This window comes from Bradyrhizobium forestalis (assembly GCF_002795245.1).
Classification (GTDB): Bacteria; Pseudomonadota; Alphaproteobacteria; order Rhizobiales; family Xanthobacteraceae; genus Bradyrhizobium; species Bradyrhizobium forestalis.
This window is the reverse complement of the sequence record NZ_PGVG01000105.1, coordinates 1-1,456: the sequence shown is the minus strand read 5'-3', so window position 1 is coordinate 1,456 and position 1,456 is coordinate 1. Positions and strand designations below refer to the sequence as shown.

At 60.9% G+C, this 1,456-nt stretch carries 1 protein-coding gene; it reads left to right on the top strand.

Annotation, left to right across the window (positions count from 1 at the left end; translation table 11 throughout):
* Positions 1-142: 142 nt before the first annotated feature.
* The gene (locus CVM73_RS38660) at positions 143-1,453 is read left to right on the top strand and encodes an IS4 family transposase (protein WP_100236930.1); all 1,311 of its coding nucleotides are present in this window, start codon (positions 143-145) and stop codon (positions 1,451-1,453) included.
* Positions 1,454-1,456: the final 3 nt, after the last annotated feature.

The following is a 1,456-nucleotide window of genomic DNA, read 5'->3' as shown; positions in this document are numbered from 1 at the left end:
GGGCTAGCTTGGGCACAGATCTCTTGCATTGCATGAATCGCGTGTGATTCTGTGTAGGCCGTCGTGATTCTAGCAGCGGAGCGATGGCGGAGATGGATATCGGCTATTTCGGCGACGAGCGTCTTAAAAAAATGGCGCTCTGTTGCTGGCGCGTGTCTGCGAGCGACAGACGGTTTGTCTGCGCAAGCTTGGCGACGATCGCGCCGAGAAGGTCAAATTTCGGCGATTTTTGATGAATGAGCGGGTCACGGTCGACAAGATAGTGATCCGCACGCGGGCGCGTGTGCGTGAGATTTCGGCCGGCCGGCACGTCCTGGCGATCCAGGATACCAGCGAAATCAATTATGAGGCCAAGCGAGGGCGCAAGCGCGATCTCGGCCGGGTGGGCAATGGCAGTGACGTCGGCCTGTTCGTGCATCCCGTTCTGACGGTTGATGCAGAGACAGGTCACTGTCTAGGACTGGCTGACGTGCAGGCCTGGCGCCGCTTTAAAACCAAGGCCGCCGACTATCGCAAGCTTCCGATTGAAGAGAAGGAATCCTATCGATGGGTGAAGGGCCCGCGGCGGGCGAAATGGGGGCTGACCAAGGCGAGCATGATCACCGTGATCGACGATCGTGAAGGGGACATTTACGAGAAGTGGGCACGCCTGCCGGATCGTCGCACGCATCTGTTGAGCCGTGCGTGCCGGGATCGTGCGACAACAGGCGACGGCCGTCTGTTTGCGACCATGGCGGCGCTGCCCGAGCAGCATCGCTTGGCGGTCGATCTGCCGGCGCGGGCAGGCAAGCGCCAGGCTCGTCAAGCGCAGTTGGCCGTACGGTTCGGAACGGTCGTCGTCTGCCGGCCGGCATCCTGCTCCGATCCCCACGCGCCGCGCCAAATTGAACTATCCGCCGTCGAAGTCCGCGAAATTGATCCGCCGAGGGGCGAGGAACCTGTCCTCTGGCGCTTGCTCACCACCCATGATGTTGGAACTGTCGAACAGGCTGTCACGGTGATCGGCTGGTATCGCCAGCGCTGGCATGTCGAACAACTGTTCAGGACCGTGAAGCGCCAAGGCCTTGATCTCGAGGAGAGCGCTCTTGCCGAAGGCGCGGCACTGGAAAAGCTCGCTGTTATCGCTCTCATTGCCGCGTGCCAAACTATGCAGCTCGTGCTCGCGCGCTCCTCCCTCGACGAGGGCGAGCCTGCTTCGCATGTCTTTGACGATCGCGAAATACAGGTTTTATCCGCCTTGCAGGCACGTTTGCGGGGCCGCACCGCCAAACAGCAAAATCCTCATACACCAAGAAGCCTTGCTTGGGCCGGCTGGACCATCGCTCGCCTCGGGGGCTGGACCGGCTACTCTAGCGACAAATCCAACGGCCCAATCACAATGCGCGATGGGCTCGAACGCTTCCGAGCCATCGCGCAAGGCTTCTTCCTTGCCGAAAATGTGTGCCCAAGCTAGCCC